Origin of the sequence: Ensifer sp. M14, assembly GCF_003355565.1 — a bacterium.
Classification (GTDB): Bacteria; Pseudomonadota; Alphaproteobacteria; order Rhizobiales; family Rhizobiaceae; genus Ensifer.
In genome coordinates this window covers 63,261-88,556 of the sequence record NZ_QJNR01000004.1, presented here as the reverse complement: position 1 = coordinate 88,556, position 25,296 = coordinate 63,261, and the positions used below count along the sequence as shown (strand labels likewise).

At 63.4% G+C, this 25,296-nt stretch carries 22 protein-coding genes; 10 read left to right on the top strand and 12 right to left on the bottom strand.

The genetic code is table 11. The features are described from left to right. Positions 1-4 precede the first annotated feature (4 nt). Positions 5-649 (bottom strand): helix-turn-helix transcriptional regulator, encoded by a 645-nt coding sequence (locus tag BLJAPNOD_RS00490; RefSeq protein WP_077502880.1) that lies wholly within the window; start codon positions 647-649, stop codon positions 5-7. 236 nt (positions 650-885) lie between these two features. Between BLJAPNOD_RS00490 and BLJAPNOD_RS00485 the strand changes: the two genes are divergently transcribed. After that, positions 886-1,974, top strand: a complete 1,089-nt coding sequence (locus tag BLJAPNOD_RS00485) for a calcium:proton antiporter (RefSeq protein ID WP_115418553.1) — start codon at positions 886-888, stop codon at positions 1,972-1,974. Positions 1,975-1,977: 3 nt separating this feature from the next. Here the strand turns inward: BLJAPNOD_RS00485 and BLJAPNOD_RS00480 are convergent, their stop codons facing one another. Further along, positions 1,978-2,487, bottom strand: a complete 510-nt coding sequence (locus BLJAPNOD_RS00480; RefSeq protein ID WP_115418552.1) for a helix-turn-helix domain-containing protein — start codon at positions 2,485-2,487, stop codon at positions 1,978-1,980. A gap of 151 nt (positions 2,488-2,638) precedes the next feature. Here BLJAPNOD_RS00480 and BLJAPNOD_RS00475 point away from each other — a divergent pair, with 151 nt between their 5' ends. After that, positions 2,639-3,112, top strand: coding sequence for an SRPBCC family protein (locus BLJAPNOD_RS00475; protein WP_115421069.1), 474 nt, complete (start codon positions 2,639-2,641; stop codon positions 3,110-3,112). Between the two features lie 18 nt (positions 3,113-3,130). Here the strand turns inward: BLJAPNOD_RS00475 and BLJAPNOD_RS00470 are convergent, their stop codons facing one another. After that, positions 3,131-3,712, bottom strand: a complete 582-nt coding sequence (locus BLJAPNOD_RS00470) for a LysE family transporter (RefSeq protein WP_115418551.1) — start codon at positions 3,710-3,712, stop codon at positions 3,131-3,133. A 304-nt stretch (positions 3,713-4,016) separates the two neighbouring features. Between BLJAPNOD_RS00470 and BLJAPNOD_RS00465 the strand changes: the two genes are divergently transcribed. Further along, positions 4,017-4,919: a DMT family transporter gene (locus BLJAPNOD_RS00465; protein ID WP_115421068.1), complete on the top strand. Its 903-nt coding sequence runs from the start codon at positions 4,017-4,019 to the stop codon at positions 4,917-4,919. Positions 4,920-4,935: 16 nt separating this feature from the next. Here the strand turns inward: BLJAPNOD_RS00465 and BLJAPNOD_RS00460 are convergent, their stop codons facing one another. Both BLJAPNOD_RS00460 and BLJAPNOD_RS00455 read right to left on the bottom strand, forming a co-directional pair. Further along, positions 4,936-5,772 (bottom strand): methyltransferase domain-containing protein, encoded by an 837-nt coding sequence (locus BLJAPNOD_RS00460; RefSeq protein ID WP_115418550.1) that lies wholly within the window; start codon positions 5,770-5,772, stop codon positions 4,936-4,938. Positions 5,773-5,899: 127 nt separating this feature from the next. Continuing rightward, positions 5,900-6,532, bottom strand: a complete 633-nt coding sequence (locus BLJAPNOD_RS00455) for a TetR/AcrR family transcriptional regulator (RefSeq protein ID WP_199565874.1) — start codon at positions 6,530-6,532, stop codon at positions 5,900-5,902. Between the two features lie 99 nt (positions 6,533-6,631). On the opposite strand from BLJAPNOD_RS00455, the gene BLJAPNOD_RS00450 reads away from it, so the two are divergent. Continuing rightward, a complete protein-coding gene (locus tag BLJAPNOD_RS00450; protein WP_115418549.1) occupies positions 6,632-7,330 on the top strand; it encodes a hydrolase in 699 nt (232 codons plus the stop codon). A gap of 84 nt (positions 7,331-7,414) precedes the next feature. Here the strand turns inward: BLJAPNOD_RS00450 and BLJAPNOD_RS00445 are convergent, their stop codons facing one another. Genes BLJAPNOD_RS00445 through BLJAPNOD_RS00430 form a run of 4 tightly spaced genes read right to left on the bottom strand, consistent with a single transcriptional unit; the run spans position 7,415 to position 13,116 of the window. Beyond that, a complete protein-coding gene (locus BLJAPNOD_RS00445) occupies positions 7,415-9,631 on the bottom strand; it encodes a 3-hydroxyacyl-CoA dehydrogenase NAD-binding domain-containing protein (protein ID WP_115418548.1) in 2,217 nt (738 codons plus the stop codon). Between the two features lie 11 nt (positions 9,632-9,642). After that, positions 9,643-10,053, bottom strand: a complete 411-nt coding sequence (locus BLJAPNOD_RS00440) for a YbaY family lipoprotein (RefSeq protein ID WP_115418547.1) — start codon at positions 10,051-10,053, stop codon at positions 9,643-9,645. Between the two features lie 2 nt (positions 10,054-10,055). Continuing rightward, positions 10,056-11,264: an acetyl-CoA C-acetyltransferase gene (locus BLJAPNOD_RS00435; RefSeq protein ID WP_077502872.1), complete on the bottom strand. Its 1,209-nt coding sequence runs from the start codon at positions 11,262-11,264 to the stop codon at positions 10,056-10,058. Positions 11,265-11,319: 55 nt separating this feature from the next. Beyond that, a complete protein-coding gene (locus BLJAPNOD_RS00430) occupies positions 11,320-13,116 on the bottom strand; it encodes an acyl-CoA dehydrogenase C-terminal domain-containing protein (protein ID WP_115418546.1) in 1,797 nt (598 codons plus the stop codon). Between the two features lie 435 nt (positions 13,117-13,551). On the opposite strand from BLJAPNOD_RS00430, the gene BLJAPNOD_RS00425 reads away from it, so the two are divergent. From BLJAPNOD_RS00425 to BLJAPNOD_RS00410, 4 genes are all read left to right on the top strand, one after another. Next, positions 13,552-17,331: a peptidoglycan-binding protein gene (locus BLJAPNOD_RS00425; protein ID WP_115418545.1), complete on the top strand. Its 3,780-nt coding sequence runs from the start codon at positions 13,552-13,554 to the stop codon at positions 17,329-17,331. A gap of 248 nt (positions 17,332-17,579) precedes the next feature. Further along, positions 17,580-18,506 carry a sulfite exporter TauE/SafE family protein gene (locus BLJAPNOD_RS00420; RefSeq protein ID WP_077502869.1) on the top strand — a complete coding sequence of 309 codons (927 nt, stop codon included), beginning with the start codon at positions 17,580-17,582 and terminating at the stop codon, positions 18,504-18,506. After that, positions 18,506-19,309, top strand: a complete 804-nt coding sequence (locus tag BLJAPNOD_RS00415) for a TIGR02186 family protein (RefSeq protein ID WP_115418544.1) — start codon at positions 18,506-18,508, stop codon at positions 19,307-19,309. The genes BLJAPNOD_RS00420 and BLJAPNOD_RS00415 overlap by 1 nt, the downstream gene beginning before the upstream one ends. 185 nt (positions 19,310-19,494) lie before the next feature. Beyond that, complete coding sequence (locus BLJAPNOD_RS00410) at positions 19,495-19,731, top strand: Lrp/AsnC ligand binding domain-containing protein (RefSeq protein WP_053248765.1); 237 nt, start codon at positions 19,495-19,497, stop codon at positions 19,729-19,731. A gap of 7 nt (positions 19,732-19,738) precedes the next feature. On the opposite strand, the gene pdeM is transcribed toward BLJAPNOD_RS00410, so the two are convergent. Continuing rightward, positions 19,739-20,464: a ligase-associated DNA damage response endonuclease PdeM gene (pdeM, locus tag BLJAPNOD_RS00405; RefSeq protein ID WP_115418543.1), complete on the bottom strand. Its 726-nt coding sequence runs from the start codon at positions 20,462-20,464 to the stop codon at positions 19,739-19,741. A 47-nt stretch (positions 20,465-20,511) separates the two neighbouring features. After that, on the bottom strand, positions 20,512-23,055 hold the full coding sequence (locus tag BLJAPNOD_RS00400; protein WP_115421066.1) for a ligase-associated DNA damage response DEXH box helicase: 2,544 nt from the start codon (positions 23,053-23,055) through the stop codon (positions 20,512-20,514). Positions 23,056-23,164: 109 nt separating this feature from the next. Between BLJAPNOD_RS00400 and BLJAPNOD_RS00395 the strand changes: the two genes are divergently transcribed. Further along, complete coding sequence (locus BLJAPNOD_RS00395; protein ID WP_115418542.1) at positions 23,165-23,668, top strand: Rrf2 family transcriptional regulator; 504 nt, start codon at positions 23,165-23,167, stop codon at positions 23,666-23,668. A 52-nt stretch (positions 23,669-23,720) separates the two neighbouring features. After that, a complete protein-coding gene (locus BLJAPNOD_RS00390) occupies positions 23,721-24,185 on the top strand; it encodes a carboxymuconolactone decarboxylase family protein (protein WP_115418541.1) in 465 nt (154 codons plus the stop codon). Positions 24,186-24,607: 422 nt separating this feature from the next. On the opposite strand, the gene BLJAPNOD_RS00380 is transcribed toward BLJAPNOD_RS00390, so the two are convergent. Continuing rightward, positions 24,608-25,243 carry a YitT family protein gene (locus BLJAPNOD_RS00380; RefSeq protein ID WP_077503161.1) on the bottom strand — a complete coding sequence of 212 codons (636 nt, stop codon included), beginning with the start codon at positions 25,241-25,243 and terminating at the stop codon, positions 24,608-24,610. Between the last annotated feature and the right edge of the window lie 53 nt (positions 25,244-25,296).

Genomic DNA, 25,296 nt, shown 5'->3' with positions numbered 1-25,296 from the left:
TGTCCTATTGGCTGGCCCAGATGATCCGGGCGATCCATTCGACTTCGCTCATCTCGAAACTCCGGTTGGGATGTTCCGGGTTGAGCGATAGCAGTTCGATGTTGCGCGAAGTATGCCGCATCAGGATTTTCGCCATGACCTCGCCTTCGCGGGTCTTGACCACGACACGGTCGCCGCGCCGGACCTGCGCGCCAGGGTCGACGATCAAGACATCGCCATCGCGGTAGAGCGGCAGCATGCTGTCGCCCTGGATCTCCAGCGCATAGATGCCGGCGCGCCGCTCGGCCCCCGCCGGGAAATCGACGACATCCCAACCCTGGCCGGCCGGAAACCCGCCGTCGTCGAAGAATCCGCCGGCGCCGGCCTGGGCAAAACCGATCAGCGGTATGGCGCTCTTGTACGGTTCGCTTCGGGTAGCGTCCGGACGCATCAGCGCCATGAACTGGTCGATGGTGGCGCCGGTGGCATCCAGCACCTTCGCAATCGATTCCGTCGACGGCCAGCGCTCGCGGCCATCGGCGGACTGGCGCTTGGATTTGTTGAAGGATGTCGGGTCGAGCCCGGCGCGGCGCGCAAGCCCGGACGGGGAGAGCTGATGGCGCTCGGCCAAGGCGTCGATGGCGTGCCAGATGGTGTTGTGCGACAGCATGAATGTCTGGTCCGGGCGCTCGAGCGACGGCTACTATGCCTCTGTTTGCCAGTAGATTAACCAAGCGCGCCGGGATGGTAAAGAACAAGGAGGAAAATAATCCTTGTTCGCTCCGATTGAAATAGAGTTTCCTGCTTCTATAGTCCTTGTACCAAGCCTCGACGATAGAAACCTATAGGCTCTTATCGTCGAAGGTTGGTTTGGGGTTGCTTGAGTTTGGCCGGCGAGGGGCGCATTTGTTGGCGGTGCTGAAATCCGAACGTCTGCTGCTCGCCGCCTTTCTTGCCGCGGGTGCCGGTTTTGTGCTGGAGCATCATTTGCTCGAAATGGGGCAGGCGGCTTCGCTTGCCGGTGCGGCGGCACTGGTGGCTGCAATCGTGCTGGCGTCGATGCGGGTTGCGCACCACGCCGAGGTCCTGGCAGCCAAGGTCGGCGATCCCTATGGCACGATGATCCTGACGCTTTCCGCCGTGTTGGTGGAAGTGATCATCCTGGCGATCATGATGATGGGCGAGAGTTCGCCGACGCTGGTGCGCGATACGATCTATTCCGCAGTGATGCTCGATATCAACGGCATCCTCGGGCTTGCAGCGCTGCTTGGCGGGCTGAAACATGGAGAACAGCCCTACAACGACAATTCCGCCCGCACCTATAGCGTCATGATCCTGACGGCGATGGGGATTTCGATGGTCGTGCCCGAATTCGTACCGGCAGCGAAATGGCACTTCTACTCCGCCTTCACCATCGGCGCGATGATCATGCTCTACACGCTGTTCCTGCGCATGCAGGTAGGCCCGCACAGCTACTTCTTCAGCTACAGTTATCCCCGGGTGAAGAGCGATGGGGTCGACACGGCAGAAGAATCCGGGGAACCGGTGCTGCCGTCGATCGTGATCCTGCTCATCGGCGTGGTGGTGATCGGTGCGCTTGCCGAAATCATGTCGGGGCTTTTGACTTCGGGGCTCAAGGGCACCGGCGCGCCGCCGGCGATTGCCGCAATCGTCGTCGCCGCGATCTCGGCTTCGCCCGAGATCATGACGGCGATGCGGGCGGCGCTCGCCAACCGCATGCAGGCGGTTGTCAACATCGCGCTCGGGGCATCGCTGTCGACCGTCATTCTCACCGTGCCGGTGATGGAGGCGATCGCGCTTTACACCGGCCAGCCGTTCCTCATGGCGATGTCGCCGGTGCAGACGGTGATGGTGGCGATCACGCTGATCGTTGCGGCGATCAACCTCAATGACGGCCAGACAAACGCCATCGAGGGCATGACGCATTTCGTGCTGTTTGCCACCTTCGTCATGCTTTCGGTAATCGGCCTGTAGCCCTCAGGCGATAGCGTTTTCCCGGGTCTTCCTGGCGACGACATCCTCGTAGGCCGCCTGTAGGGTGGCGCGCACACGCGGCGGGCCGTCGAGCGGCAGGCCGAGATGCTCGTATCGAAGTTCGTCCATGAAGCGGTTCCAGAGATCAGGACCTCCGGTTTCCATCAGTTCCGCCCGGATGCTGAGTTCTTCGCTGACAGGCAGGTAGCGCCGACCCCAGGCGCCCAGATGCGCCATGATCGGCACCAGCGCGATGGTCATTTCGGTGAGGCTGTAGATGGCCTTTTGTTTGTGCGTCGGGTCGTCGGTCTTGGTCAGCATGCCCTCTTCGACCAGCATCTTCAGCCGATCGGCGAGAATGTTCGAGGAGATGCCCTCCTGCGATCGCAGCAGTTCGCGAAAATGCCTTTTACCGCCGAAGATCATGTCGCGGATGATCAGCAGGCTCCATTTGTCGCCAAAAACCTCCAGCGAGAGATTGATCGGGCAGCCGGAGCGATGATCGTCTTTCATTGGGACCTCTTCAAAACTGCTTGCATTATTGCAGCAGTGGAATTAACTTGCAACTGCTTTTGAAATGAAATCAGTTTTGGGCCGTTGGTTCGAGCGCGAGCTGAGAACCGTTCGCGCCAGAACCCTGGGGCTGGATCAAGAGGAGACGATCATGAGCGCCAATTCCGTGGAACATGCGAGCTTCACCATCGAGCGGGTTTTCAAGGCGACGCCCGAACAGGTCTTTCATGCCTTTGCCGATCCGGCAGCGCACCACCGCTGGTTCGTCAAGACCGACGGCTGGCCCGTCACTGAGTACAGCCACGACTTCCGCGTCGGCGGGCGCGAGAGTGGCCGGTTCAGCAAGGACGGCAAGACGTTCTACTACAACGACACGATCTACCTCGACATCGTCGAGAACCGGCGCATCATTTCGGCCTATACCATGGCGGAAAACGACCGGCGGATTTCCGCTTCGGTGGCAACGGTCGATATTCAGCCGCACGGCGCCGGCACGCGCATCGTTTACACCGAGCAGGCGGCGTTCCTCGATGGTCTCGATCAGGTCGCCTATCGGCGCCAGGGTTGGGAAGAGTTGATCGCGGCGCTCGCAGTCGAATTGGGCGATGCTGCGGCTGCCGCCTGATCCGATGGGCGACTGGTGTCAGGCGAGCGCGGCAAGCGCACTGCCGGCAATGCCGAAGGAAAACACGGCGAGGCAGACGGCGGCAATGCGGCGCGGCAGAAGCGACGTTCGCGCGCTACGCGAGAGTTGCACGAGCATGGCTCCGGCGCCGATCCACAGCGAACCGCCGACAACGACCAGCAGCGAAAATCCGGCAATCCAGGGCAGCGTCGCCGCAAGGCCCGTCTGCGGCAGAAGCACCAGTGCCACGATCAGTGCCTTTGGGTTGAGAAGCGTCGTCACGAACACGCGCCGAATGGTGATGTCGTTCGACGCCCGGCTGTCGTCGCCGGTGGTCCAGAGTGCGTAGGCAAGGAAGAGCACCCAGCAGGCAGCGACGACCCTGAGTGCCAACCCGATCTGCGGATGGGCCGCCAGAAACGGCGCGAGAAGCGCCACGGCCGGGATGATGACCGAGAGATAGCCGCCAAGCTCGCCCAGGAGCAGCGGCGTCGAGCGCTTGAAGCCGGCGGATGCGCCCGAAAGCCACAGCAACGTGTTGGTCGGGCCGGGTGTGGCCAACAGCACGAGAGCGGCGAGGGTGAAGGCGAGCGGCTGCATCTTTGAAGACCCGGTTTCGCGGCAATAGAGCCGTCATCTACAACATTGCGCATCAATCTGCCTATCGTCCAGTGGCTGCGGGACTGAGATATTCTGCGTAACGTCGGGGGCCGATCCGGCCCCGTCGACCCATCTTTAGCGCGGAGGACGGTGCGAGGTCTTGATCTCCATCAAGCCTTGGTCGTGGTGCCACACCAAGATTTCGCCACAGGGCGACCCGTCGGCAGCACTTCCACCAAAGGCGGCTGCGCGCTATCAGACGGGCGCTGCCGCCGGTCTCTCCCGGCTGCCTTCGGGGCTTTCCATGAACAAGACAGTGCTTTCCGGCATCGTGATGACGACGTTTTCCTATTTCCTGTTCTCGCTGCAGGATGCGTCGGTCAAATGGCTCGTGGTCGGTTATTCCGTCTGGCAGATCCTGTTCACCCGTAGCATCACCATTCTCCTGCTTTGCCTGGTCATCGGCCGGGGCAAGCTGGTGCGCCGGGCGATTTCGTCGCCGGTCGTCAAGCCGCTGTTCGTGCGCAACCTGTTGCTGCTCGCCGCCTGGCTTTCCTACTTCAACGCGGCCCGGGATCTCGGTCTTGCCGAGATGACCACGCTCTATTACGCCGCGCCGATCGTGGTGACGCTCTTGGCAGTGCCGATCCTGAAGGAAGACGTGCCACCGATCCGCTGGTTCGCCGTGCTGCTCGGTTTCGTCGGCGTGCTGGTGGCCTGCGATCCGCTCGGAACCGGCATGAAGCTGTCGCTGCCGGTCTTCCTGGCGCTGATGGCCGCCGTCTTCTGGGCGATCGGCACGGTGATGCTGCGCAAGACCGCGCTCCAGGAGACGACGCTGACGCAGATGACGATCTCCAACGTCTTCTTCATCGGCATGACGGGTGTTGTCGTCGGTTTCTACTGGACGCCACCGGCGCTGTTCGACCTGGCGCTGATGGCCGGCACCGGCGTCATTGCGGGCATCGCCCAATACGCGCTGTTCGAGGGCATGCGGCGGGCGCCGATCTCGGTGATCGCGCCGTTCGAATACACATCGCTCGTCTGGGCCTTCGGTCTCGGTTTCCTGATCTGGGGCGATATCCCCGCCAGCAACGTCTTTGCCGGTGCCGGCCTGATCTTTATTGCTGGCGTGACGATCATCGTCGGCGAGCGTCTGGCGCATCGGCGAACCGCTGCCGTTCAAGGGGCCGGCCCGCAGACGTAACAGTCGATACCGGCTGTCAGTGCTCGGGTGCCTGTCGCGTGCCGGGGATGCGACCGGTCACTCTGAAGAACAGATGCGAGGTGACGAGCACCGAGGGATCGGCGAGGTGCCGATCGAGCGCCTGCAGATCGGCCTCGAGTTCGGCGCGGCCGATGAAGCCTTCGTCAACCAGGCCCTTGCGGACATTGGCGATGAAATCCCGCAGGATCGGCCGGCGGTCATGGCCGGACGGATAGACGTGGACGACGGCATCCGTGCTGAGCGCCTCGACGCCAGCCGCACGGAAGAGCCGCTGCGTGCGCCGCCCGATATGCAGGTCGATGTCACGCGCCGCCGAATAGGAGACATAGGCGGCAAGAAGGCGATCCCAGGCCGCAAGCGGCGGGTCGCAGATATGGGCGAGGAAATCGGCCTCGAAGCTGGCGATCCAGCCGCCCGGTTTCACCAGGGAAACCATCTCTTGCACGATGCGCTCCGGCTCGGGCACATTGACGAGCACGAGGCGCATATGGGCGCCGTCGAACGAGCCGCGCGGCAGACCGGTGGCGTAGGCGTCGCCCTCTCGCACGTCCACCTGCGGCAGGGCATGGCTCGCGACGAACCGGCGCGCCAGCTCGACGAAGTGGGCGTCGCGCTCGATGCCGAGGACCGAGCCTGTGGCCCCTACGCGTTTGCCGAGCAGATGCAGCACCCCGCCGGGGCCGCAGCCGAGATCGAGGACGCGTTCGCCCGGTCGAATAGCAATCCGCTCGAGTTGCTGGTCGGAGTCGGGGGCGAGATTGGCGATCTGCCGTTTCAACCGTTCTTCCTCGGGCCCGGCGCGCCCAAGCAGATAGAGATCAGGCTCGCTCATGGCGTGTTCCCCTCTGGCAAACCGGAGGATGCGCCTGCGCAAGTCGCCGGTCAACGCTCACGGCGTCGGCGGATTGCGGCCGGCGTGGCGGCAAGCAAGCCGTACGCCGCGGTTTGATCGTTTGGTCCTAGAGGCGCAGGAGTGCCAACGCTGCCTTGATCCGCGGACGGATATCCGTTGCCGGGACAGGCTGTGCCAGGCCGAGTGCCATGCGTCGCAGAGGTTCGGCGATCACCATCGACAGGATCAGGTCGCTCGTGATCGTGGGATCGGCAACATCGATGAGGCCGCGGGCCTTGTGGCGGGCGAGCCAGTCGGCGAGCAGGGCGCGGGAGCGCTCGATCCCATTGCGATCATAGATCGAGAGGATGTCCTCCCGCGCCGGGATGTCGCCGACGAGCAGCCGGAACAGGCCGACTGCGTCCTCGCAAAGCACCCGCTCCGCGATGGTCGACAGGATCGCCTCCAAGAGAGCCGGCACCTCGTCGGCGGTTTTCGCCTCGGTGGTGAAGGCGGGCAGGAACGTATCCGTCCAGTTCTTCACGATCAGGCCGAACAGCGCTTCCCGGTCGGGTGCGAAGCGATAGACCGTCTTCTTGGCGACGCCGGCGTGCCTGGCGACCGCCTCCATGGTCATCGCCGCATAGCCGCGCTGGAGCAGAAGCTGCGTCGCGGCAGCAATCACCATCTCGGCAAGCGCTTCTTCGGGCTTTGCCGGGCGGCCCCGTTGTCTTTGCGTCTCCGGCGCGGGCGTCTGCAATTCATGGCTCCGTTTGACAAATCTCGCCGACAGGCATAGTTGATATTTAGGAAACGTTCAACGTTTCCTAAATTCATTTCTCGCGAAAGAGGATGAAACATGTCTGTCAGCACCGACCACGCCCGCGCTGGTATCGGCTATATCAACGACCTTCTCGACCCCGTGCCGATGCGGCTTGAAACCGGCATCAGCCGGCTCGACACGGGCGCCCTGGTGGTTGCCGTCAGGACCGAGCTTCCCGGCTGCAAGGGCCGTATGCTCGACTGGTGGTTCAAGCATTTCGACACCACGGAACACCTGTCCTGGTGGCACCCGCTCGATCACGTCGCCCACAACGGCTGGGACGCGCATCGCATCAGGGGAAAACGCTATGTCGGCGCCACCATTCGTGCTGTCGAAAGTCTCGGCGACATCCCACCGGTGCCGGCCGTCATCAAGTTTCACGAGCCGGGCGAGGTTTTTGGCCAGGTTGTATTCGAACAGGCCTTGGCCGCTGGCCACGCGTCAGCCGCCGTCTACGCTCGCATCGGCTTCGGCGAGACGGCGCGGCTCGATGACAGCGGTGATCCGCTCGATGGCCAGATGGTGCATGTGGTGCGCGATACCGACCAGGGCGCGGTGCTGCGCAGTCGCTTCATCCTCGGCCTGGATGCTGGCGCGAGCCATCCGGTGCCCGATGCCATCGGCCTCGGCCTCTTGCAGCATTGCTACACCGAGTTCGGCTATCTCGCCAAAGTCCTGCCGTCGCTCTACTGGGCCGACCCGGCCAATCGCGCTGACGTCCCGGTCTTGTGGTAGCCGAGGGGAGGTTATCCGTATGGCTGCCCCTAAACGAAAACAGGCTCCGCGAGGAGCCTGTCTGCATGTTCTATTGGAAGCTTCTTAAGCCGCCTGCTTCTTCTCGCCATAGGGGTCGAAGCGGCCGTAGAAGGTCTCGCCGCGGTCGGCCATTTCCTTCAAGAGCGCCGTCGGCTTGAAGTGGCTGCCATAGTCCTTGGCGAGTTTCTCGCACAGCGCGACGAAGGCCTTGGCGCCCATGCCGTCGATGTAGGAGAGCGTGCCGCCGGTGTAGGGCGCAAAGCCGAAACCGAGGATCGAGCCGACGTCGGCTTCGCGCGGATCGGTGACGATGCCTTCTTCCACGGTGCGGGCCGCTTCCAGCGCGATCGTTGCGAGGAAGCGCTGCTTCAGCACTTCTACGTCGATCTTGTCGGCGTTCTTCTGCGGGTAGAGCGTCTTCAGCTCCGGCCACAGATACTTCTTCGCCGGCTTTGCCGGGTACTCGTAGAAGCCCTTGCCGTTCTTGCGGCCGCGACGGTCGAGGTCGTCGACCATCTTGTTGATCAGCGCCATGTGCTTGGGATCGACGGCCTTTTCGCCGAGATCGGCGACGGTGGCTTTCAGGATCTTCTGGCTGAGGTCGATCGCCACTTCGTCGTTGAGCGACAGCGGACCGACCGGCATGCCGGCCATCTTGGCGGCATTTTCGATCATCGCCGGCGACACGCCTTCGATCAGCATGTCGTAGGCTTCGTGAATGTAGCGGAAGACGCAGCGATTGACGTAGAAGCCGCGCGTGTCGTTGACGACGATCGGCGTCTTCCGGATCGCGGCGATATAGTCGAGTGCTGTGGCGAGTGCCTTGTCGCCGCTCTCCTTGCCGAGGATCACTTCCGTCAGCATCATCTTCTCGACCGGCGAGAAGAAGTGGATGCCGATGAACTGGCCGGGGCGTCTGGAGTTCTTCGCAAGGCCGGTGATCGGCAGCGTCGAGGTGTTGGAGGCAAAGATCGTGTCTTCGCCGATCACCGCTTCGACCTTCTCGATCACGTCCTTCTTGACTTGGCGATCTTCGAACACGGCTTCGACGACGAGGTTGACAGTCTTCAGGTCGTTGTAGTCGGCCGAAGGCGTGATGCGGGCGAGCAGCGCTTCACCTTCTTCCTTGGTCAGACGGCCCTTGCCGACGGAATCCTTGACCAGGCCTTCCGAATGGATCTTGCCCTTGGTCGCCGCTTCCATGTCGCGGTCGATCAGCGTCACGGCGATGCCGGCGGCAGCCGTCACATAGGCGATCGAGGCGCCCATGAAGCCGGCGCCGACGACGCCGACATGCTTGAACTCCGACTTCGGCACGCCGGCCGGGCGACGGGCGCCCTTGCCGAGCTCCTGCATCGAGACGAACAGCGAGCGGATCATCGAGAAGGCTTCGGTGGTCTGCAGAATCTCGGTGAAGTAGCGCTGCTCGATCTTCAGGGCCGTGTCGAACGGGACCTGCAGGCCCTCATAGACGCATTTGAGGATCGCGATCGCGCCTGGGTAGTTGCCTTGCGTCTCGCGGCGCAGGATGCCGGAAGCAGCCGGCCAGAGCTGGGCCGAGGCCGGGGTCCAGATGCCGCCGCCCGGCACCTTGTAGCCCTTTTCGTCCCAGGGCTGCACCGGCTTCAGGCCGTTCTTGATCATCGCCTTGGCGGCGTCGACCAGCTTGTCGGCGTCGACGACTTCGTGCACCAGGCCGAGCGCTTTGGCGCGCGCTGCCGTCAGCGACGAGCCTGTCGTCATCATCTGCAGCGCGTCCTGCGCGTTGGTCAGGCGCGGCACGCGCTGGGTGCCGCCGGCGCCCGGGAAAATGCCGACCTTGACTTCAGGCAGCGCGATCTTGACCGACTTGGAGTTGGAGGCGACACGGCCGTGGCAGGCGAGCGAAAGCTCGAATGCGCCGCCCATGCAGGTGCCGTTGATCGCCGAAACCCACGGCTTGCCGGAGGTTTCGAGCTTGCGGAAGAGGCCGGTCATGCGGCCGACGAGGTCGAAAAGCTTCTGGGCGGCATTGGCCGGATCCTTCTTCTTTTCTTCCTGCTGGAAGGTGAACATCGACTTGATCATCGAGAGATCAGCGCCGCCGGAGAACGACGACTTGCCCGACGTGAAGACGACGCCCTTGACGGCGGCATCCGCCGTCGTCTCGTCGACGATGGCGTTCAGCTCTTCCATCACCTCCTGGGTGAAGACGTTCATCGACTTTTCAGGCATGTCCCAGGTGACCAGGGCAATGCCGTCGGCATCGGTCTCAATCTTGAAATTGGTATACTTCGTCATGGTTCTCCCCCTCAGTAGAGAATGGGTTCGATGCGCAGCGCGATATTCGATCCGCCGCTGTAACGTTGTTTGGTGGTGTTGGTGGCGATCAGCCTGCCGTCGCGCTCGACGCGGATGGTGAAGCCCGCGTCGACGGCCTTGTCGAGCTCGGGCTTCGGCACCTGCAGCACGAAGGGCACGCGGTTGGCCTTGCCGTCGCTCGAAACGGACGTTTCGGCGATCAGTTTGGCGGCCACATCCATCACGCCCTGCTCCTCGAGCCGGATGGTGACGGTGCCGGCCGGAACCGGGCCGTTGACGACATTGGTGATCACACCGGTCAGCGTGAAGCTGTCGCCGCCTTCGTCTTCGGAGACGCAAGCCGAGACTGCAAGCAGCCCCAGTCCCATCAGTCCGAGAAGCGTGCGGCGGGTCGCTTTCATCGTCAGACCCTTTCGATGATCGTGGCGGTGCCCATGCCGGCGCCGATGCACAGCGTGACGAGAGCAGTGTTGAGATCGCGCCGTTCCAGCTCGTCGAGCACGGTGCCGAGGATCATCGCGCCGGTGGCGCCGAGCGGATGGCCCATGGCGATCGCGCCGCCGTTGACGTTGATCTTGTCGTGCGGAATGTCGAAGGCCTGCATGTAGCGCAGCACCACGGCGGCAAAGGCTTCGTTGAGCTCGAAGAGATCGATGTCGGAGAGCTTCATGTCGGCGCGCTTCAGCAACTTCTCGGTCACGTCGACCGGGCCGGTCAGCATCAGCGCCGGGTCGGAGCCGATATTGGCGAAGGCGCGGATGCGGGCGCGAGGCTTGAGGCCCATGCTTTCGCCACCGGCCTTGGAGCCGAGCAGTACGGCGGCCGCACCATCGACGATACCCGAGGAGTTGCCGGCATGATGCACGTAGTTGATCTTCTCGATCTCGGGATGTGCCTGGATGCCGACGGCTTCGAAGCCGCCCATTTCGCCCGGCATCTGGAACGACGGGTTGAGCGAGGCGAGCGCCTGCATGTCGGTACCGGGACGCATATGCTCGTCGCGGTCGAGAATGGTGAGTCCGTTCTGGTCCTTGAAGGGCACGACCGATTTCTTGAAGTAGCCCTTTTCCCAGGAATGGGCGGCGCGCTTCTGGCTTTCCACGGCATAGGCATCGACGTCGTCGCGGCTGAAACCGTATTTGGTGGCGATCAGATCGGCCGACACGCCCTGCGGCATGAAATAGCCCGGCAGGTTGACGGAGGGATCCATGAACCAGGCGCCGCCGGACATGCCGAGGCCGACGCGCGACATCGATTCGACGCCTCCGGCAATGACGATGTCGTCGGCGCCCTGGGCGATCTTGGCCGCGCCGAAGTTGACGGCATCGAGGCCCGACGCACAGAAGCGCGAGATCTGCATCCCGGGCGCGCGGGTGGAATAACCTGCTTCGAAGGCGGCTGCCTTCGGGATCACAGCGCCGGCATCCATGACCGGATCGACGCAACCCATGATGATGTCGTCGACGGTCGCCGTATCGAGCCCGTTGCGGTCACGCACGGCCTCCAGCATCTTGGCCGCAAGGCGAACGGACGGCACTTCGTGCAGCGATCCGTCCTTCTTGCCACGGCCGCGCGGCGTGCGCACGTGGTCGTAAACGAAGACTTTCGTCATGTCTCATCTCCCTTTCGGCAACACCATCCGGTGCCGCCCGTCAAACAGTTTGAAATCAGAACGCGGCCGCGTCGAGCGCCATAACGGTGTCGGCGCCGGTCTCGATGCGGGCCTTGCGCAACGCCGTTTCCGGCAGAATCCTTTCCATGAAGAAGGTCGCGGTGATCAGCTTGTTCTTCAGATAGTCCGCGCGTGCCGTTTCGCCAGAGGCCAGTTTTTCCTCCGCCGTCTTGGCGATCTTCGCCCACATGTAGCCGAGCACGACGAGTCCGAAGAGGTGCATGTAGTCGGTGGAGCCGGCACCGGCATTGTCGGGCTTGGCCATGGCGTTCTGCATGAACCACATGGTGGACGCCTGCAGGTCGTTGAGCCCCTTCTTCAGCGCCTTGGTATAGGTGGAAAGCTTCTCGTTGCCGCGGTTTTCTTCGCAGAAATCGCCGATTTCCTTGAACAGCGCCATGACGGCGCGCCCGCCGTTGAGGCCGAGCTTGCGGCCGACGAGGTCGAGCGCCTGGATGCCGTTGGCGCCCTCGTAGATCATCGCGATGCGGGCATCGCGAACATACTGGCTCATGCCGTGTTCTTCGATATAGCCGTGGCCGCCGAACATCTGCTGCGCCATGACGGCGTGGTCGAAGCCCTTGTCGGTGAGCACGCCCTTGAGGATCGGCGTCATCAGGCCGAGGATGTCGTCGGCCGACTGGCGGTCGGCCTCGTTGTCGGAGCGGTGGGCGATATCGGATTTCAGCGCGGTCCAGAGCGTAAACGCGCGGCCCGCCTCGTTGAAGGCGCGGATCGTCATCAGCGTGCGGCGCACGTCCGGATGGACGATGATCGGGTCAGCCTTCTTGTCGGGCGCCTTCGGGCCGGAAAGCGAGCGGCCCTGGATGCGGTCGCGGGCATAGTTGGCGGCGTTCTGGTAGGCGATTTCGGCGATCGACAGGCCCTGCAGGCCGACGCCGAGGCGGGCCTCGTTCATCATCACGAACATGGCGTTGAGGCCCTTGTTCTCCGTGCCGATGAGGTAGCCCTCCGCCTCGTCATAGTTCATGACGCAGGTCGAATTGCCGTGAATGCCCATCTTGTGCTCGATGGCGCCGCAGGAAACGCCGTTGCGCTCGCCCGGCTCGCCGGCGCCGTTCAGCTTGAATTTCGGTACGATGAACAGCGAGATGCCCTTCACGCCCTCTGGCGCGCCCTCGATGCGGGCGAGCACCAGATGGATGATGTTCTCGGACATGTCGTGTTCGCCGGCGGAGATGAAGATCTTCTGGCCGGAAATCTTGTAGGCGCCGTTGCCATCGGGAACGGCCTTGCTGCGCAAGAGCCCGAGGTCGGTGCCGCAATGCGGCTCCGTCAGGTTCATCGTTCCTGTCCAGGTGCCGTCCACCATCTTCGGCAGATAGGCCTTCTTCTGCTCGTCGGAGCCGTGGACGAGGATCGCGGCGATCGCGCCCTGGGTCAGGCCCGGATACATCGTCAGCGCCATGTTGGCCGAGGACATGTATTCGCCGACGGCGGTGTGCAGCGTGTAGGGCAGGCCCTGGCCGCCGAATTCTTCGGGCACGGCAAACCCGAGCCAGCCGCCTTCGCGGTAGAGATCGAAAGCCTGCTTGAAGCCCTTGGGGACGCTGACGGAACCGTCGTCGCGACGCTTGCAGCCTTCCTGGTCGCCGGAAAGGTTGACCGGGAACAGCACTTCTTCGGCAAGCTTGGCGGCTTCGCCGACGATCGCCTCGATCATGTCGGGCGTCGCATCGGCAAAGCCCGGCAGGTTGTTGTAACGCTCGATGCCGAGCACGTCGTTCAGAATGAAGAGGGTATCGTCGACCGGGGCCTTGTAGGTGGGCATTCTTTCCTCGCCTTTTTTCGCTTTCGGGTCGTCGCCTCCACGCGGCCGACGTCCGGTTGCAACATGCCGGATGCGCCGCCATCTGAGGGCGGTCTCGCATCGTTGGCAGGATGCTACAAAATTTTGACGTTTGCGTAAACGTCAAAAATAACGCCCGTTCGAAGTTTCGGTTGCCGCTGAAAGGCGCGGTGAAATCGCCGCCGCACGGCACTCTCCATCGCCTACCCCTGCCAAATCGTTAAAAAATCCGCAGCGGTTAACCGGTTGTTTACCACGTTTAATGAAAGGTGCGTGTTGAGATGGTCAAAGCTGCAACCGGTCCGGTCCTCGCATTGTTGTAGCTTTGCCCGCGTCGGAAGTGCCGCAGGGGTGAAGGAAGCCGTTTCCTTCCGTGGCGACTTTCGAGATGGCCGACGGACAGGGGCGAAGAGCACAATGAATGGATCGCGATCAAATCCTCAGCGCGCTGGCACCCAGAGCTATGGCGAGCGACCCTCGCTGGACGCCCTGAACCGCACGATCGAGGGCCTAGAGGCCCGGATCGAAGGATTGATGAACAGTGCGAGCCGTGAGCCGCCGGCCCGTCCGGTCGAGCGCGAACGTGTCGCTCCCCGCGACATCCCATCCCCGCGTGATGCCGTTTCCGAGATCATGCAGCGCCAGCGGGCGTTGAGCACGTCGCGCGAGCGGCCGCCTCTGAGAGACCGCGTGCCGCAGCGCGAGCCGGAACGCCCGGCTCTGCGTGAGCCCGAGCGTTACGTCGACGATATCAGGTCGCAGCCGGTCCGGGCACCAGTTGCCCGGCCGGCGGCCGCCGTTAACGATATCGCCGAGGCGCTTGTCGGCTTGCGCCAGGATCTCAAGCGCGACATCACCGATGGGTTGACCCGCGAGATGAATTCCCTGCGCGCCGAAATTCGCGGCATCAAGGCGCAGGCCGAGGATCACAGTTTTGCCGAGGACGTGCGCGGCGACATGCAGCGCCTCGCCGACAGCATCCAGCAGCTCGGCCGCCAGGCTTCGCCCGCCCAGGCCGACGCGCTGCGCGGCGATTTTGACGACCTGCGCAGCATGATCGACGGCTTGGCGCGCGAAGACAGCGTTCGCCGGATGGAAAGCCGCTGGAACGGCGTCGAAGATCGACTGATCGCCTTCGACCAGAACCGCGACGACGAACTGGTGGCGCTCGCCTACAGGCTGGACGAAATCAAATCGCAGATCGGTGCGCTCGGCAACAGCTCTGCCGTCGACGTTCTTGAAGACAAGATGATTGCGGTTGCCCAGGCGATCGAGATGCTCGGCCGCCAGATACAGCCTGATGACCGCCGCCTCGTCTCGCAGTTTGCCGATCTGGATGCGCGCCTTGACGAGATCAGCCGCGCGATCGCCGCCAACAGCCGCACGGCGAGCAGTCTCGAGGGTGGGTTCACCAATCGGCTGGAGACCAGGCTCGGCGATCTCTCGCGGCAGATCGATGGGCTGTCCCGTCCAAACGATTCCGGCCTCGGCGCCCGCCTGGAGGCGCTGGCTGCCCGCGTCGAGGATCTCGCCAGCGAGAAAGCGGCCGCCGGCCTTGAGGAGCGTCTCGATCAGCTGTCCCTGTTGATGGAGCGCAGCCATCGCAACGCCCAGCCGGACCTGACCGGTTACCTCAGCGACATTTCCCGCAAGATCGAGGCCCTCGACCAGGGTAGCGTCAACGACGCGCTGGCCGAGCGGCTCGACTATCTCGCCCGCCGCATCGACGACCTCGACACGCTGAACGCACAACCGGTCTCCGATCCGCGTTTCGACCGGCTTGAAGACCGTCTCGCCGGCATCGCGCAGCGGCTGGAAGAAACCTATGCGGCGCCCTACGACGACCGCGCCGCCTTGCACAATCTCGAAGCGCAGATCGCCAATCTGTCGACCCTCGTCAGCCAGCCCCGCGTCGAGGCGACTGCTGCGATGCCGGTGGAATTCGAGAGCCGCATGAATGCGCTCGAAGATTATTTCGCCACCAGCGACGAGTATATCGTCGAGGCTGCCCGTCAGGCGGCCGAAGCGGTGATGGAGGCCTATTCCAAGCGGGGCATGCCGCAGGCATCGGGTGGCGGCGATCTCGCGGCCATCTCGGCCTTGGCCGACGACCTGCGCACGCTCGAAGATCTCAGCCGCTCCAGCGAAGAACGCACGGCACGCACCTTCGAAGCGCTGCACGAAACCCTCGTTCATATCGCCGACAAGCTCGAGCGCATCGAGGGACGCGAGCCTGCCATGGCGTCGGCACATTACGAGGCGCCGGTGGCGCGCGAAATGCCTGTCATGCCCAAGGCGATGCAACCGGAATTCAACGACCCCTTCACGGGCGCCGATCTCGACGACCGTTACCAGGATCTGCAGCGCAATGTCCGCGCCCTGCAGGCGGAAGACGACGGCGTCATTGCCGCCGCCACTGCCTCCGCCCATGCGACTGCCTATGCCGGCGACGAAGGTCAGGTTTCGACCATCGAGCCCGATGGCGCGCGCGAACAGCCCGTTGCCGCCCGCACGGGCCTGCTTGCCGGACTGACCCGGCGCTTTTCCGCAAAGCGTGTCGAGCCTGCACCGGAGCAGACACGACAGCTGGTCGAGCCCGCGCCGTCCATCGACCCCTCGGAGATGCTGGCCCCGGAAGAGGCCAATCAACTGCTGGAGCCCGGCTCGGGTGTTCCCGACGTCAAGAAGATTCTCGAGCGCGTGCGCGCCGGCCAGATGAACCGTGGCGGCAAACAACCTGCTGATGGCGACAAGGCCGACTTCATCGCAGCGGCCCGCCGCGCCGCACAGCTGGCGGTCGAGGAAGCCGATACGCTCAACAAGACCAAGGACGGTGGCGCTTCTGGTGGCGTCGGCGGTGCCTTTGCCCGTCATCGCCGGCCGATCCTGATGGCCGTCGGCGCCGTACTGCTGGCGATCATGTCATATCCGCTCGTCGGCACCATGCTGAAGGGCAGCAATGCGCCCGCTGCCGAACCGGTGGCGGTCATCGAACAGAACGCAAGCCCCGTCGTCGAACAGCCCGCCGTCGCCAAGCCGACTGAGATCGCTGGTGGCCAGGCGCCGGCGGCAGCCGTCGTTGCGACCCAAACACCGCTCGAGGCGTTGCCGCCGCTTCCAGGCGCGACGCTCGATTCTGTCGAGCAGCCGTCCAGCGCCGTCCAGACGCCTGCCGTCTCGACCCCGCCGGCAGACACATCCGCATCGACGACCTTGGCGCAGGCTCCGCTGCTTCAGCCGGTGCCGGAGGTCAAGCAGCCGACGGCCGCTTCCACATTCCAGGCAGCCCCTGCCGATGCCGCTCAGGTTGGCACTTTCGCTCCGCTCGCCAAGCCCGCCGAGGTCGTGCTGCCCGACGGCTTTGGCCCGGTTGCCCTGGTGACGGCTGCCAAGGGCGGCGACCCGCTGGCTTTCTACGAAATCGGCGCGCGCTTCACCGAGGGGCGCGGCGTCAAGGAAGATCTGGCGGAAGCTGCCAAATGGTACCAGCGCGCCGCCGACGGCGGCGTGGTGCCGGCCGATTACCGCCTCGCCAGCATGTACGAAAAGGGTTCGGGCCTGACGCGCGACGCGGCCAAGGCCAAGGCTCTCTATCTGAAGGCCGCCGGTCAGGGCAACGCCAGCGCCATGCACAACCTCGCGGTCATGCTGGCCAGCGGTCGCGATGGTGCGCCGGATTTCGCCGAGGCGACAAAGTGGTTCGCCAAGGCTGCCGAACTCGGCATCCGCGACAGCCAGTTCAACCTTGCTGTTCTTTATGCCCGCGGCAATGGCGTGCCGCAGGATCTTGAGTCTTCCTACAAGTGGTTTGCCGCTGCCGCCCGCGAGGGCGACATGGACGCTGCTGCCAAGCGCGACGAGGTCGCCAAGGCGATGAAGCCGGAACAGCTTTCGAGCGCCAAGGCCAAGGCTGACGCCTGGAAGCCGCAGGCGGTCGATACCAAGGCGAACACGGTCGACGTGCCGGACGCCTGGGTCGGCCCGGCCAACAAGACCGCCTCGATCGACATGAGCAAGGCCATCCGCAACATCCAGGCCATCCTCAACAATAACGGCTTCGACGCCGGCAAGCCGGATGGCCAGCTGGGCAAGAAGACGGTTGCCGCGATCAAGGCCTTCCAGACATCCGTCGGCCAGGAGCCGACAGGTGAAATCACCGACCAGCTGGTGAAGGAATTGCTCAAGCGCAATTCCTGATCCGGCAGGGTCCGACGCCGCAATAAAGCCGCAGAACCGGGCCACAGGCTCTGCGGAGCCGAAGCTGTCCGCCATGTCGCTGAAAAGGTTGACAGCTCCGGTTGAGGAGCGCATGACGGAAGCCTATGCCACCTCGCCTTCGGGAGGGGTGTCGGCTTTCTTAAGATAATCCCCCTTCCGTGGTGAATAGCTTGCCACTGTGACGTTTTCGCCCGCGCCGCGGGCCGTTGGCATATCGAGGTCCCGGCGTGTCGATCTATCTGCCCATCGCAGAGTTGTCGGTGAACATACTCATCATCCTCGGCATGGGTGCGGCCGTTGGCTTTCTGTCGGGCATGTTCGGTGTCGGCGGCGGATTCCTGATCACGCCGCTCCTGATCTTCTACAACATCCCGCCCGTCGTCGCCGTTGCGACCGGAGCCAACCAGGTCGTGGCCTCCTCGATCTCCGGTGCCATCACCCACTTCCGCCGCGGCACGATCGACATCAAGCTCGGCACGGTGCTCTTATGCGGCGGTTTGGCGGGCGCGACGGTCGGCGTCTGGCTGTTCTCGCTGCTGCGCCGCGTCGGCCAGCTCGATCTGGTCATCTCGCTGCTCTATGTCGTGCTCCTGGGCTCGGTCGGTAGCCTGATGCTGTGGGAAAGCGTGCGCGCCATGCGCAAGGCGGCCAACAACCAGGCGACGCCGCTGCGCCGTCCCGGGCAGCACAATTGGGTGCACCGGTTGCCGCTCAAGATGCGGTTCAAGAAATCGAAGATCTATCTGAGCGTCATTCCCGTCGCGACCCTCGGCTTCTGCATCGGCATCCTGACGTCGGTCATGGGTGTCGGCGGCGGCTTCATCATGGTGCCGGCGATGATCTACCTCCTGCGCATCCCGACCAATGTCGTCGTCGGCACATCGCTGTTCCAGATCATCTTCGTCTCCGCCTATACGGTCATCGTCCAGGCCTCCACCAACTACACCGTCGATATCGTGCTCGCCTTCGTGCTGATGATCGCCGGCGTCATCGGTGCGCAATATGGCGTGCGCGTCGGACAGAAGCTGCGCGGCGAGCAACTGCGCGCGCTGCTGGCGCTGCTCGTGCTTGCCGTCGGCATCCGCTTGGCGATCGAACTCGTCATTCCGCCGAAGGACATCTACTCCGTCGTGTCAGCGGGGTTCGGCTTCTGATGCGCCGTCTCGCCCATATGGCCCTTGCAGCGCTGACGCTCGCTTTCGCCGCTCCGGCCTTCGCCCAGCTGCAGGACGAGAATGCCAACGACTTCACCGAAAAGCTGGAGATCGGCATCTCGACCGACGAGATCGCCATCACCTCGGATTTCCGCGGCGCCGACCTGACGATCTTCGGAGCGGTCGATGGCTTCGATCCGAACCTGCTGGCGCAGGGCAAGTACAACATCATCGTCTCGCTTGAAGGCCCGAAGGACAATGCGACGGTGCGCAAGAAAGAGCGGGTCTTCGGCATCTGGGTGAACACCAGCTCCATGACTTTCGAGCTGGTGCCGGAATCCTATTCGCTGTCGAGCACGCGTGACATCGAGACGATCGCGCCCCCGGGCGAGATGGGCAATATGGGCATCGGCGTTGACCATATGCGGCTGGTGCCGCTCGGCTTCGTCGGCGACGGCAGCAATCTCGGCGAATTCCGCAATGCCTTCCGCCGTATCCGCGAGACCAGCGGCGTCTATGAGCGCGATCCGGGCGGCGTGCAGTTCATCAGCTCCAGCCTGTTCAAGGCGTCGGTGCGCCTGCCGGCCAACGTTCCCAACGGCGTGCATGTCGTGCGGGCCTATCTCTTCCGCGACGGCACCTTCGTCGCCGCCAAGGCGCTGCCGCTGCGCGTGGTCAAGACGGGTGTGGAGCAGGTGATCACCCAGACGGCGCATGAGCAACCGTTCTTCTACGGCCTGTTCGCGGTGCTGCTCGCCGTCATCACCGGTTGGGGCGCAAGCCTGCTCTTCCGCAAGGATTAACCCTTGACGGCAGCCGGCCGACGTTCCCTTTTGTGCGCTGGGCGGCTAAAGAAGGCCTACTGCATCGCCCCATAAGTCGGAATCGATCTAAGGAGGAAATTATGCAGCGAGTTTATAGCCTTACAGCGGCCATAGCGCGGCATATCTGACGCGCGGCGCTGTAAGACAGAAACAGAGGAAATTCCATGAAACCGATTTTCGTCCAGTTGCAGTGTGCTCCCGGCAAGACTTATGAGGTTGCCGACGAGATCTACCGCAAGGAGATCGTTTCGGAAATGTATTCGACGAGCGGCGACTATGACCTCTTGCTCAAGATTTACATCGAAGAAGGCCAGGACATCGGCAAGTTCATCAATGACAACATTGCCACAGTTCCGGGCATCTCGCGTTCGCTGACGACGCTGACCTTCAACGCGTTCTGACGGATGCTCAAGCGATCAGGTTCGTGAAGCGGACCGAATAGATCCGATCACGGCCGAGCATGTGGGCGACCAGCATGGCACGGTCGAACAGGCCGGTCATCGCCCGGTGGCGCAGATCGAGGCCGCCGGTGGTGACGCCGAAGGCCGGCATCAGCATGCGCTCGCCATCGGTGGCAAAACAGGCGCGCCGCACCGACTTCTCCCGCCGGACGACGGTCGCCGCCGGATGCAGATGGCCGGCGATTTCTCCCGCGGCCTCGCCTCGCGACGGTTCATGGCGAAAGATAAGACCGGCGTGCCGGAATTCGTCCAGCGATAGGCCCGGCAGGCCCGAGGCGCCGTCGGGGTCATGATTGCCGTTGATCCAGATCCATTCCCGCCCCATGGCCATCGCGGCGATCATGTGCCGGAATGTGTCCGGCATTGCGGCCGAGCCCACCCGGTCATGGAAATTGTCGCCGAGGCTGATCACCAGTTTGGGGTCGTGGCGGGTTATTGCCGCCTCGAGCACACGCAACGTGGCAAGGGTGTCGTAGGGCGGGAGCATCATGCCGCGTCGCGCAAAAGCGGCTCCCTTTTCCAGATGCAGATCGGACACGACGAGTGTTCTCGTCTCGGGTAGATAGAGGCTGCCGAGCGGATCGCAGACCGCTTCGACGCCGTGGACGATGGCGCGCGCGGAAGCCACGGTGCTGTCTGTTGGAGCCGATAATGCCTGGGCAAGCCTGTGCATGCGTTTCTTTACCGTCCTTGGCGTGCTCGCGCGAACACGGGAGTATTCTATAGTGGTTCTGCGCCCATCGCTTCGTTGATCAGATCGTCGGCTGCTTCGGAAAGCAGGAAGTCCTGCGCCTCGCCCTGGACCGCCTCCTTGCCGATTTCGAGCATCACGGGCACCGCCAGCGGCGAAATCCGGTCGAGCCGACGATGGGTGATGTGGCCCTTGATTCGCTTCAGCATATCCCCGAGACGTCCGATGTCCAAAAGCCCCGTTGCCGCATCGTTGCGGGTAGCCTCCAGCAGCAGATGATCGGGCTCGTGCGCGCGCAATACGTCGTAAATGAGGTCGGCCGAGACGGTCACCTGGCGGCCGGTCTTCTCCTTGCCGGGATGTCGCTGGTCGATCAGTCCGGCAATGACGGCGCAATTGCGAAAGGTCCGCTTGAGGAGAAAGGATTCGTTCAGCCAGGCTTCCAGATCGTCGCCGAGCATGTCCTCGTCGAAGAGGTCGGCAAGCGCTTTCCGGCGCAGCTGGAACGTCGCGCCGAGGTCGTCCAGCGCCCAGACGGCAAGCGAGTAGTCGGTGGCGACGAAGCCGAGCGGCTTCAGACCGGCGCGGTCGAGCCGGCGGGTCAGCAGCATGCCGAGCGTCTGGTGCGCCAGCCGTCCCTCGAAGGCGTAGATCACCATGTAGTGGCGGCTGCCGCGCGGAAAGGTCTCGATCAAAAGCTCGTCTTCGCGTGGCAGCATCGACACGTCCTTCTGCAGCGACAGCCAGTCGCGCACCTGTCCGGGCAGGCTCGCGCGCCGCGCCGGATCGGCGAGCATCTTGCGCACCTGTTCGGCCAGATAGGTCGACAGCGGAAACTTGCCGCCGGCATAGCTCGGCACCTTCGGGTCGAAGGAAAACGCCTGGCTGACGAGACACTCGCTTTCGCGGATGCCTTCGAACCGCAGCACTTTGCCCGAAAACAGGAACGTGTCGCCTTGGGAGAGCATCTCGAGAAAATACTCCTCGACCTTGCCAAGCGACATGCCGCCGCGGCCGAGCGAGCCGCGCTGGTTGCGCTTCACCATACGCACGTTCAGCATCGGCGATTCGACGATGGTGCCGACATTGAGTCGGTACTGCTGCGCGACCAGCGGGTTCGAAACGCGAAAGAGCCCCTCCTTGGTCTTGCGGATGCGGGCATAGCGCTCGTAGGTTTTCAGCGCATAACCGCCGGTCGCGACGAAATCGATCACGCGTTCGAAGGTTTCCCATGGGAGCGACGCATAGGGCGAGGCGCTGGTGATCTCCTCATAGAGAGATATAGGGTCGAAGGGTGCTGCGCAGGCCATGCCGAGCACGTGCTGGGCCAGCACGTCGAGCGCGCCCTTGCCGACCGGTGGCGTGTCCTGCGCTCCGATATAGTTGGCGTCGAGGGCTGCCTGGCACTCCATCACTTCGAAGCGGTTGGCCGGAACCAGGATCGCCTTGGAAGGTTCGTCCATCCGGTGGTTCGCGCGGCCGATGCGCTGGGCGAGCCGGCTTGCCCCCTTCGGAGCACCGACATGCACGACAAGGTCGACATCGCCCCAGTCGATGCCGAGGTCGAGCGTCGATGTGGCAACGACGGCGCGCAGCCGGTTCTCCGACATCGCCGCCTCGACCTTGCGCCTCTGGGCGACATCGAGGGAGCCATGGTGAAGGGCGATCGGCAGGTTGTCGTCGTTGATGGTCCAGAGCTCCTGAAACAGGAGCTCTGCCTGGCTGCGGGTGTTGACGAAGAGCAGAGTCGTGCCGTGTTCCTTGATGGCGGCGTAGACGTCGGCGATGGCGTATCGGGCCGAATGTCCGGCCCAGGGCACGTGCTCGTCGGTGCGAAGGATCGAGATCTCAGGCCTCGCTCCACCCTTGACGGTGACGAGGCCGGCATGCGCGACCGTGTCGGCCGCCTGCGGCGCCAGCCAGCGCTGCAGGTCCATCGGATCGGCGACCGTCGCCGACAGGCCGATCGTCTGCAGATCGGGCGCAAGCCTGCGCAGCCGGGCAAGGCCGAGCGACAGCAGGTGTCCGCGCTTCGAGGTGACCAGCGAATGCAGTTCGTCGAAGACCACGTAGCGCAAATCCCGAAAAAAGCGCTCGGCCTCGCCGTTGGCAAGCAGCAGCGCCAATTGCTCCGGCGTCGTCAAGAGAATGTCGGGCGGATTGAGTTTCTGGCGCTGGCGCTTGGCTTGCGGCGTGTCGCCGGTGCGGTTTTCGACGCGCACCGGCAGGCCCATCTCGCCGACCGGCTTCATCAGATTGCGCTCGATATCGACGGCTAGCGCCTTCAGCGGCGAGAGGTAGAGCGTGTGAATGCCGGTAAAGGCGGAACCCGGCGGGATTTTCCCGCGCCGCGTCAGATCGACCAGGGAGGGCAGAAAGCCGGCAAGCGTCTTGCCGGCCCCTGTTGGCGCGATCAGCAGCGTGCTTTCGCCAGCCTCCGCCCGCGCCAACAGTTCCAGTTGGTGGGCGCGGGGCTGCCAGCCCTTTTCGCCGAACCAGCGAAGGAAGGGGGCGGGCAAGGTCAACGCATCGCCTTGCGGGCGCGGGGAATCGATCCTGTTCACGGAGAACAAAGGTAGATCAAATCCGGCAAAAGAGAAGTCCGAGACGTTCACGATCGCATGGCGATTGACTCTTCACATAATCATGGATAAAAAAGATCCATGAATAGGGGGAAGGCGGATGAAACTCGGGGACGGTGTCGAGCAGGCGATCCACAGCGTGACGATGCTGAGCTGTCTTCAGCCCGGCAGCACGCTGTCGGCAGCAGCTCTTGCCGAATTTCATGGGGTGTCCACGAGCTATCTCCTGAAGCATCTGCAGGCGATGTCCGGGGCAGGGCTGCTTGAAGCCGTGCCCGGGCCGAAGGGCGGTTATCGTCTTGCCCGCCTGCCGGCAAAGATCAGCCTGCTCGATATCGTGCTTGCGGTCGAAGGCCCGGAACCGGCGTTCCGCTGCAACGAGATCCGCCTGCGTGGCCCCAATCCCTATACCTGCAAGCCGAAGACGCTGTGCACCATCAACGTCGCGATGCTGAAGGCCGAACAGGCCTACCGCGCCGAGCTTCGGCGCGTGACCATCGCCGACATCATGGAAGACCTCAGCGCCAAGGATGACGGCAGCATTTCCGCAAGGACCAGCGCGTTCCTCGCGGTCAACGAACGCAAGTCGGCCGCCGGCGCCTGAAATCCCGATCCCCATCCACCTGCCAATCCCCATCCACCTGAAGGAGAAGACCATGCAACCGCGTTTGAACTTCGTCAAAGCCGCCCCCGATGCCTACAAGGCCGCGGCAGCCTTCGACAGCTACATCATCAAGGAATCTGGACTTGAACCGCGGCTGATCCACCTGATCAAGCTGCGCGCCTCGCAGATCAACGGCTGTGCCTATTGCATCGACATGCATGTGAAGGAGGCCCGTCATAGCGGCCTCAGCGAGCAGTGGATCCACCTGATCTGCTCCTGGCGCGAATCGCCGATCTATGACGCTCGCGAACGCGCGGTGCTGGCCTGGACCGAAGCGCTCACCAACCTTGCTCAGACCGGCGCGCCCGACGCGGACTTCGAGCCGCTGAGAGAGCATTTCGATGAGGCCGAGATCACCAAGATCACCATGGCGATCGGCGTCATCAATGTCTGGAACCGGGTCGCCGTCGGCTTCCGTTCGCAGCATCCGGTCGACGCACCGGCAAAGGCCGCCTGATATCCGGTGACGGAGCGACACAAAAGCCCTGAAGTCGGTCTTCGGGTCAGACTGCTAAGAAGGTCGGTGTGAGGAGCAAGGAAGGCTCGGCGTTAGCCTGATTTTCCTTCATTCCTGTGCTTGTCACAGGAATCCAGCCAGCCCAAGTCCTTGGGCTGAAAAGATCTTTTGACCTGACGGACGTCAGTTCGCTGGATTCCGGCACAGGGCCGGAATGAGGGAGAACTGAACGGCCCCCTCGTCAAATAGGCATTCTCGAGCTTTGTTATCAAAAGAGCCCCGAAGTCGCCCTTCGGGGCTTTTCTATTTCTGATGCCCCCAGAGCATGTCGCGCAAAAGTGTGCTGCGGTTTTGCGATAATGACATGCATAAAAACAAGAGCTTAAAGAGCGGCAAGCGAACCTAAAAGGTCGCGGCGCGCTTTAGAGCGCGATGTAGCGGTCGGCGCGGTGGTTGATGGCGACGAACAGGTTGAGCACGACAGCGCCGAGCACCGACCAGGCGACGACCGAGGGGCTGGTGACGCCGAAGGCGGCGACCAGCACGACCATGTCGATCGCCAGCTGCACCAGCCCGGCGCGAACGCCGAAACGTTCCTGCAGGTAGATGCCGAGAATGCCGACGCCGCCGAGGCTGGCGCGGTGGCGATAGAGCGCCAGCAGACCGTAGCCGAGAAGCAGGCCGCCGATGAGGGCCGCCCAGGCCGGATGAATATCGCCGATCTGGAACAGGCGCGACTGGATGTCTGTCAGGAACGAGGTCACGCCGATGGCAATGAAGGTCTTGACCGTGAAGGCCGGTCCGAGCCGCTTCCAGGAGAGATAGAAGAATGGCAGGTTGAGCAGGAAGAAGGCGAGGCCGAAGTTCACGCCGGTCGCATAATGCAGCAGGAAGGCGACGCCGGCGGTGCTGCCCGTAAGCAGACCGGCGCTGGCCAGGAAATAAAGGCCGAGTGCTGCAATCAGGCTGCCGGAGAAAATGCCCTGCAGGTCCTCGATCGGCGTGTGCCGGGTCGGGCTGGTGTTCCAAATACCGAAAACGCTGCTGCTCAGAGCCATGGCAAAAACCTCGATTGGGATGCGTGAAGCAATGCTGCAACGCACAAAAACAA